The organism is Okeania sp. SIO2F4, from assembly GCF_010672385.1.
Taxonomy (GTDB): Bacteria; Cyanobacteriota; Cyanobacteriia; order Cyanobacteriales; family Microcoleaceae; genus Trichodesmium.
Window position 1 is genome coordinate 1 of the sequence record NZ_JAAHGT010000337.1, and the last position, 9,333, is coordinate 9,333.

The 9,333-nt window shown below is 40.2% G+C and carries 5 protein-coding genes; all 5 read right to left on the bottom strand.

Annotated elements, in window-relative coordinates:
• Positions 1–447 precede the first annotated feature (447 nt).
• The 5 genes from F6K22_RS20540 to groL all read right to left on the bottom strand — a co-directional run bounded on the left by F6K22_RS20540 (position 448) and on the right by groL (position 8,378).
• Positions 448–720, bottom strand: a complete 273-nt coding sequence (locus F6K22_RS20540; protein WP_363274018.1) for a PIN domain-containing protein — start codon at positions 718–720, stop codon at positions 448–450.
• 608 nt (positions 721–1,328) lie between these two features.
• Positions 1,329–1,493: a hypothetical protein gene (locus F6K22_RS20545; protein WP_293101940.1), complete on the bottom strand. Its 165-nt coding sequence runs from the start codon at positions 1,491–1,493 to the stop codon at positions 1,329–1,331.
• A 1,368-nt stretch (positions 1,494–2,861) separates the two neighbouring features.
• The gene (locus F6K22_RS20550; RefSeq protein ID WP_293101943.1) at positions 2,862–5,828 is read right to left on the bottom strand and encodes a pentapeptide repeat-containing protein; all 2,967 of its coding nucleotides are present in this window, start codon (positions 5,826–5,828) and stop codon (positions 2,862–2,864) included.
• Between the two features lie 487 nt (positions 5,829–6,315).
• Complete coding sequence (locus F6K22_RS20555) at positions 6,316–6,501, bottom strand: hypothetical protein (RefSeq protein WP_293101946.1); 186 nt, start codon at positions 6,499–6,501, stop codon at positions 6,316–6,318.
• A gap of 194 nt (positions 6,502–6,695) precedes the next feature.
• Positions 6,696–8,378 carry a chaperonin GroEL gene (groL, locus tag F6K22_RS20560; RefSeq protein WP_293101949.1) on the bottom strand — a complete coding sequence of 561 codons (1,683 nt, stop codon included), beginning with the start codon at positions 8,376–8,378 and terminating at the stop codon, positions 6,696–6,698.
• Between the last annotated feature and the right edge of the window lie 955 nt (positions 8,379–9,333).

Below are 9,333 nucleotides of genomic sequence, written 5' to 3' on the forward strand. Positions count from 1 at the left end.
TCATGCATTCAAAAGTCATGCATTAAGATTTTATATACTCGAAACTTTTATGCCACAGTAATTTCAGGAAATTATTTCACATAGGGGGTTGGAAACTATTTGTGACATCTTTAAAGTGAATTGGTATAAGAATCTTGGGGTGCATTTCTCAAAAAAATATCTAATTCAATACACTGAGTGTGAGAAAAAAGCCTTTCAAAGGACTTATACATAACTTCTCTTTTTTGTCTACATTTTATGTTAAGAAAGATGTTTATAAAGCATAGCTTTGAAAGGGGGGAGGAGGGAAGGGGGATACTCCCCTCTCCTTGTAGGAGATGGGTTGGGGGAGAGGTCTTAATTTATGAAACTTACCCACATTTTTAAGCTAGACACGCTAGTAGTTTGAAAATTTAGAAATCATATTTTCCCCACGTTGGCAAATTTCAACCAGGGTTTTTGATGTTTTTATCCATCATTATTCATCTGTTCAAATAACTGTTGAACTGACAAAATAGGCAGACTTGCACCAGCAAAATCATCAGCATTACGAGTAACAATAGCATCAACATTTTTAGCATAAGCACAAGCTAATTGTACTGCATCTTCAAAGTCTCTCAAATTAGAAGCAAAAGCAATTTCTAAAATATTACGATTAACGTCGCAAATTTCCATTAATGCTAATGTCATAGAAACAGCTTCTCTTGCTCGTTCAATACTTTTAGTTTGTTTTCTGACAATCTAGAAAATGTTAGTTAAAGTTGTTGCTGTGACATATCCTTCTATTTGCTAAGATTGAATAGCTGTTAATAAAGTCCTCGCATCCTGAACAAATGCTTCCCGTTTTAGCAAAGCGTCTAATATCAAATCCGGTAGCATTGGTGTAATTAGATAAAGATGCTGGGGAGATGGGGAGATGGGGAGATGGGGAGATATAGAAAGATTTAGCAATAACTGAAGATGGAACATTTTTTTATACCGAACCCGAGCGGATTTGATATAAAATAATATTTGTGTCTATTAAAACTCTCATTTTAGGCATTTATCCACTAAATGTTCTTCGAGCATAGCTTCAACTTCCGCATCATTTGGAGGAGGACTATCTGTTTTTCCTATACCTTGCAACTTGTCTAAAAAATCAGGAGGTAACTTTGGGCGAAGGCGAAGTTATTGGTTCAAATAATCTGTAATTGCCTTTAGTAATAAGAGGCGATCGCTCACGGATAAATTCAGAGCTTTGTTTCTTAATTCTTGTAGTTCTGACATAATTTTTATTCCTTCAAATTGCTTTGATATAAATATTATAGTATGTATTTATCTCAAGATTTTCAATATTTCTCCACTAAACTTTATTCTAGCATTGCTTCAACTTCCTCATTATTTGGAGGTGGACTATCTGTTTTTCCTATACCTCGGAACTTGTCTAAGAAATCAGGGGGTAACTGTGGACGAGGGCGGAGTTCTCGGTTCAAAGAATCTGCAATGGTCTTGAGTAATAACAGGCGATCGCTCACCGATCAATTCAGAGCTTTTTTTTCTTAATTCTTGTAGTATTGAGTTGGTTGGAGAATCTATAAGTATCTTCCGTAGGTTGGGTTGAGCTGGCGAAACCCAACAGAGACATCTTTTCAGATACATCTTTTTGTTGGGTTTCCTGACGTCAACCTAACCTACAAATTTCATTCAAAGAATCTACAATAGTCTTGAGTAATAAGTTGTTGTTAGGTTTCCTTAAGGCGATCTATCACTACTTTTTTCCAAAAAAAAATCCTCAAACCTTTATCTGTAAACACTTTTAGATTGAATTAGCCAGCCCTAACTATTGTCCAACAGATGAATCAAACATCAATAAGCGTGAAAATCAGCGTTTGCTCTCACGGAACGGATGTTAGAACCCTACTTTTTCTCAAAAAAAAATCCTCAAACCTTTATCTGTAAACAGTTTTAGATTGAATTAGTCAGCTCTAACTATTGTCCAATAGATGAATCAAACATCAATAAGCGTGAAAGTCAGTTCAGTAGTAGAGTGACACACCTTACAGTGCTTTTCAGTTGAGTAGACCACAAAACTGTTGTAGGAGTAATGAGTAAGGAGTAAGGAGTAATGAGTAAGGAGTCAGTATGATTGTGGTTTATTCATCATTAAACCGCTGTAAATAGTGCAATAGTAGGGGCGGGTTCCCTCGTTAAATTCACGAAGCTCAACCTAAAGTTAGATAAACCCGCCCCCCAATGATGTAACCCACCATTGAATATGTGTCAGTTCAGTAGGATGCGTTTCCCTACCGGACATGTTTGCGGAGCATTCCGTCAGGAAATACGCAGCATTCCGCACCGAAAGCGTAACGCACCGCTGACAATCTGCTAATTTTTAGTATCAAAAAAGTAGTAGACTAAAACGGTGCGTGACGACGGATTGTTAAATTCCTTTCATAGTCTGAATTTAAGCCGTATAACACACCCTACAAATTAAATTTACTACAATTTTGCATCTAACAGATACATCTTCGTGTTGAGTTTCCTGACTATAACGTAGGTTGGGTTGAGCTGGCGAAACCCAACAGATACAAGGTTGTTGTTAGGTTTCCTTAAGGTGATATTACGAAAATTGTTCATGGGGTAAACTCCCTAAGACGACACTTTCGCACAACGCAACAGATACATCTTGGTGTTGGGTTTCCTTTCGTCAACCCAACCAACGCACTCTACAAAATCTTTAAAATGTGGGTAAGTTTCAGCATTCCGGAAGACCTCTCCCCCGACCCCTCTCCTGCAAGGAGAGGGGAGCATTTCTCCCCCTTCCCTTGCAGGGAAGGGGGCTGGGGGGTTAGGTTTTACCCACAATTAATTTTAGTCTAGATGCGCTACTACCTCAACAAAATTTACTGTTGTTGTTGACTTGCTGTTTGCGACTGAGCAACTGCTGCAGCAAATTCTGGATCTTTTTGTAGGTCTTCTGGAACCCCTATTGCTTCATGTAAACCGATAGTATTTGACCAGTTGGTTTGATTATTCCATCTGATATTACTGAGGTCGGCATCACAGAGGTTGGCACCACTGAGGTTGGCAGCACTGAGGTCGGCACCATAGAGGTCGGCACCACTGAGGTTGGCAGCACTGAGGTCGGCACCATAGAGGTCGGCACCACTGAGGTTGGCAGCACTGAGGTCGGCACCATAGAGGTCGGCACCACTGAGGTTGGCAGCACTGAGGTTGGCATCAATGAGGTTGACACCACTGAAGTCGGCATCACTGAGGTTGGCACCACTGAGGTCGGCAAGAATGAGGTCGGCACCACTGAGGTCGGCATCACTGAGGTCGGCAAGAATGAGGTTGGCATCACTGAGGTCGGCACCACTGAGGTCGGCAAGAATGAGGTAGGCACTTCTGAAAAACTTACCTACTATTTTCACAAAAGCAATAACCCCAAGACACTGACTATAACCAATAATCTTCAATAGTTTTGTTTTCTCAAAATCTTCACTATCAGGTTTACCGCAAGGATAAAAATACAACTGCTCCCGCAACTCTTCTTGAGACTGCCCATAACGATGCAACTCAAATAACAAAATCATCACATTCAGCCCCGTATAAATATCAACCCGACGTTGCCCAGACTCAATACCCCACTGCTGCAACTGCCTCGCCTTTTTCTGAGGCAAAGTTTCCTCCGTCGCCTCAATAAACTTCCCATCACTCCAGTCTAGATAAAACCCATGCAACCGCTCAAACAACACCACCAACTCAACCTCACTTTTCACCAATAACGCCATCAAATATTCCACAACTTCCGCCGTCAAACTGCCATAACCAAACAGATCGTAAATCTGCCATTCAAACTCCTCATCAGACACCACATAAGTTTTACGTCGCTTCCCAGTTTTCTCCGTGAAATCTTCCAGACTTTCTGCCATCCGTTTTGCACAGAGAAACTCACCAAAACTCTTATGAAAAAACTCCACCGAATTTTCTGCTCCTGCTGCCGACTTTAAATAAAAAGCAGCCAAAGCATTTTTCAACCCATCCTCTCGTTTATCTTGCCTAGCTTTTTCAATCAACGCCTGCAACTCCTTATATCCCTGTTTCACCAGTCGGTCTTCAATCATTTTTATGGCAGCATATTCCCTAACAGACTGCACCACAGACAACCCCGCTTCTGCCAACAAAATTTCTAAATCTTCTGGCTCCAACTTAGTAATTTCAGGATTAAGATTTTTACCCTCTTCTACTCGCTGTTTTTCCAGCACCCACTTCAACGCTTGCTCATAAATCAAAACTTTTGTACCACCAACATCAGCAGTAGCAAACATCTCTCCCTGTAACTGCTCATCCTGGTGCATGGCAGCTAGCAAATACAACAAAAGTGGTTCCCGCGCCAGTTCCTTAACTTGCACGGGACATTGTTCGCTGTGCAAAAATTCCCGAAACTTTTCTGTTTCCGCTTCCCCCACTACCATCTGCCACTTTTCAAACCACTGTTGCTGAATATCATCACTCATCGGCAAAATACTCACCCGCTCTAAATTCGGTGGCATCAACCTTTCAATACCATAAAGCGCCAAAGGTCTCCCCGTAATCAACACCCGATGACCACGCTCCTTATTTTCTGCTGCCTGTTTCTGAAACTGCGCCACCTGGTCTAAAAAAAACTTCAAGTCGTTACTCGCTCCCCGCTCCAACAATAACTCATCAAACCCATCCAGCAAAAACAGAAACCGAGTATTGCGGTCTGTCAACCAACCGCTATCAGTCTTGACAAAATCCCTACCCACAGAATCAGCTAGAGTCTCATCAATATTTGCTGCAAAATTTCTCACATCCCGCAACCGAATCAAAATTGGCGTATAAATAGGATGTAATTCCCGGCGCACTAAGTCACCAAACATTCGGCAAAATACACTTTTTCCTCTTCCCGGCCCTGCTTGAATAAATAACACCTGTTTGTCTTTGTTTTCATCGCGCAAAATTGTTTTTGCCCACTCCTCAATATTCTGAGGTGTTCCTGTCTGTTCAAGTTTCCCATCGGAGTTAACAGATTTAACTTCTAGTGGTACATAAATCTGCCTAAAAGTGAAATTTTCATCAAAGACTTTTTCCTGTGCTTTAGTAGCGATTGCCTCCTCCAAATACTTATCAATACTGCCATAAACTTCCAAATCTTGCTGCCAACCATACCCATAGATTCCAGCTAATTCTTTAGCATCATCTTTCACCTTTACCACTGCTTCTTTCATATAACGGTGGGTACTGCGAGAAATTCTTTCAGTGACAATTTTAGCAGTATTTTTAGGCAAACCAGACTCTTTTAGACGAGCAAATAAAATCTCATTAAACTTTTTTCTCAATGGTGAATCATAAAAACAAATCAAAGTCTTATTCGCATCTCGATCATTAAAATAAAATTTTTCATCCAACTTATTAATCTGTTTTTGTACCGCTTCCGAAGCTTCAGTTTCTGTTAGCCTATCTTTAATTTCTGGATGTTCTATAAAAAACTTTCTAAAACTTTCTAAATAAGCTACCTGAGCCACCAACTGAACTTCATCTTCTAAACTTGGTTCCTGACGACTTTGTTTAACAATATAAGAAATAATTCCAGTTGCAATAGGCAAAAAAGGTAAACCTGCCCCGACAACTTTTCCCAGGGGAGAATTTAACACATCTAAAACAGAACCAACATTTTCAATAAAAGGTTTTAACTCTTTAGCATCCTTACTTTCTTGTAGTGCTTTTGCTATTTCCAAAACCGCCTTAGCAGACTCAACTCCACCCTTAACAGTTTCCGATAAATTTAACTCTATTTCCGTGTTGAGAACTCGCCAAATATTCCGCCAAAGTTTACCAGCCATAATTACTCTAAATATTAATATTAATTAGACTAATTATAATTGATAAATCTTCGCTACAAATATTTAGGTTACTGCGTAAGGAGTCAGGAGACAGGAGTCAGGAGTCAGAATGAATAAATTTGAGACTATTTTTTATGTTGTAATTGTCTTTTTTGTCAAATCAACATTTACCGTAAAACCTTTTAATAGTTGTTATTATTCGTAACATTCTTTTTTCAAAATGGTATTATATCATGTCCGGTAGCATCGGTATTGTATAGAGAAGGTAAGGAAGAAGTAGGGGCGATTCGCGTTTGCGCAGCATTCCGCAGGAAATCGCCCCTACAAGAGAAGGAAAAACCTTATATGACGGTAGATATTTCCCCAATTTTTACACAAACGATACCAACGGACATGGTATTATAACACTTCTCAAATTTAGTATTTTTACTGGACTGACACATATTCAATATAATAAGGGGTGCGCTACTAGAGCAACACCCCTTTATCAACAGGCTAACTTATATATAGCACTATAGAAAAGTAATAGGACATTATTGACATCCTCCCGACGCTGCACTTGCGTGACAGCGCGGGATTCCCTAACATCGCTGATAGGGGCTTTCTGCTTCATAGCACCTGCCTCCAAGGCCGAACCTCTTTCCGGTCTTACGATCGCTCCACAGACTGACACTGCTAGCCCAGCAGCCTTTAAGGACTATAGCACACGCTTTGGAAAAACCGCAAGATTGATTGGTTTTCATCCCGACGCTCCCTTGTCAGGAGAGCGCGGGTCTTCAACCAACATTGAGATAAAATTAAAATCCTTTACAAAAAATAGTTTGGACTTGAGCTGATAGCTGATAGCTGATGGCTGATGGCTATAAATTACATCATTCCCATGCCAGGCATTCCCATGCCACCCATGCCACCCATGCCACCCATGCCGCCCATGCCGCCCATGCCACCATCCATATCAGGGCCAGCAGCTTTCTTCTCAGGTTTCTCGACAACTACAGCTTCAGTAGTTAATACCATACCAGCGATGGAACCTGCATTTTGCAACGCGGAACGTACCACCATTGCCGGGTCAAGAATACCAGCAGCAATCATATCTTCGTATTCACCAGTTATCGCATTGTAACCAACACTAAAATCAGTGGAACGTACTTTCTCTACAACTACCGAACCTTCTGCACCAGAATTATCAGCAATTTGACGCAAAGGTGCTTCTAAAGCACGCTTCACAATATCAGCACCAATTTGCTCTTCTTGTGTCAAGCTACCTTTTAGCTCATCAATTTTAGTAGATAAGTGAATTAAAGTAGTACCACCACCAGGCACAATACCTTCTTCTACAGCAGCTTTTGTCGCATTCAAAGCATCCTCAATGCGTAACTTCCGGTCTTTGAGTTCGGTTTCTGTAGCAGCACCAACTTTAATTACTGCTACCCCACCAGCTAACTTAGCAATGCGCTCTTGTAATTTTTCCTTGTCATAATCAGAGTCACTCTCTTCAAGCTGTTTGCGAATTTGACCTATCCGCTTTTTCACTTCCTCTGCTGTTTCCCCACCAGCAACAATAGTTGTATTGTCTTTATTAATAGAAATTTTCCGACCAACACCCATCATATCCAAGTCTGCCATCTCTAGACTTAGACCAACCTCTTCCGATATGAGTTGACCACCTGTGAGAATAGCAATATCTTGAAGCATTGCCTTACGGCGATCGCCAAAACCAGGAGCTTTCACAGCAGCAACATTCAATACACCCCGTGCTTTATTCACCACCAAAGTAGCTAAAGCTTCCCCTTCAATATCCTCAGCAATAATTAATAAAGCTTGACCAGCACGAGCAACCTTTTCCAGTACCGCTACTAAATCCTGAATAGAACTAATTTTCTTATCAGTAATTAAAATCCGAGCATTTTCAAATTCCACGACCAACCGCTCTTGGTCAGTCACAAAATAAGGGGAAAGATAACCACGGTCAATTTGCATCCCTTCCACAACTTCTAAATCTGTAGAAAGAGACTTAGATTCTTCAACAGTAATTACCCCATCCTTGGTAACTTTCTCCATTGCTTCAGAAATCATTTTTCCTACTTCTGCATCACCACCTGCAGAGACTGTAGCAACTTGAGCGATCGCTTCTCCTTCTACTGGTTTAGCAACTGTTTCTATTTCTTTAACTAGCTGATTAATAGTTTTCTCAATCCCTTTACGCACTGCCACTGGGTTCGCGCCAGCAGCTACGTTTTTGAGACCTTCCTTAATCATAGATTGAGCTAAAACTGTAGCGGTAGTTGTGCCATCTCCAGCAATATCTTTAGTTTTAGATGCCACTTCTTGGATTAATCTAGCTCCAGTATTTTCTAGAGGGTCTTCCAGTTCAATATCCTTCGCTACGGTAATCCCATCATTAACAATTTGGGGAGCGCCAAATTTTTTCTCTAATAATACATTTCTACCCTTTGGACCCATAGTGATGCGGACTGCATCAGCTAAACTATTGATTCCTCTTTCTAGAGCGCGTCTGGACTTATCATCAAACTCTACAATTTTGGCCATATAATTTCTCCTATTGCTTCCAAATAAAAATTTAGCACTCGATGGTGTCGAGTGCTAGTTCGTGGAAACCGTACATTAGAATAATGGATAATGGATAATTGATAATTGATAATTGATAATGAAAACTATAGCAATCAGGAATTAGATGTGAGAACTCCTGCATGAACATTGAATAATGGATAATGAACCTATCCCACGTAAGCATTCAGCTATTAGCATTCAGCTTTCAGCTTTTAAATGTAATAACTTGACTTCGGTTAGCGGTGATATGACCAATTTATTCATAAGTTTTAATTTTCCTTGAAGACTAATTCTTCCTGAGTGTGTGATAATCGGTTAATAACTCATAGCTGATAGCTGTTAGCGCAGCTCCTCTGAAAGAGGCTAGCTGACGGCTGAATGCTTACTATCCCACTAATAATATTTTGGCTGAAAAGCCCAAATATTGTTAAAGATAAAAACAAAAAATCTAGCTTTTCAGGAATATTTTACTTAAGTAAATAAGCATTTTTAGAATAGTGGGATAGGTTGATAGATAATGGATAATTGATAATGAAAACTATAGGAATCACGAATTAGATGTGAGAACTCCTGCATGAACAAAGTTTAATATAATAGACATCTCCAGAAAAGAGGGAGTAGGGAGCAGGGAGCAGGGAGCAGGGAGAAATAATTGATGATTTATGCAGGATAATTAGGGTTTGCGCTCAAAAATCTTATGTGTGAGGGTAGGAGGACCGAGACAGGAGACAGGAGACAGGAGGAGTCAGGAATGAGCGAGAAGGCAGGAGGAAGAATTATCCCTTGGTTTTTCTGCAATTATTCTGCCCAAAATTCTCACATGCATGAGCTTAAGGGAGCAAATATCTTGTACTTTTTCCAGACCTAAAAAGGCTTTAGCCAATATAAGTCAATACTTTTAGATTTAATCAGCCAGCCCTAATTAATTTTATTT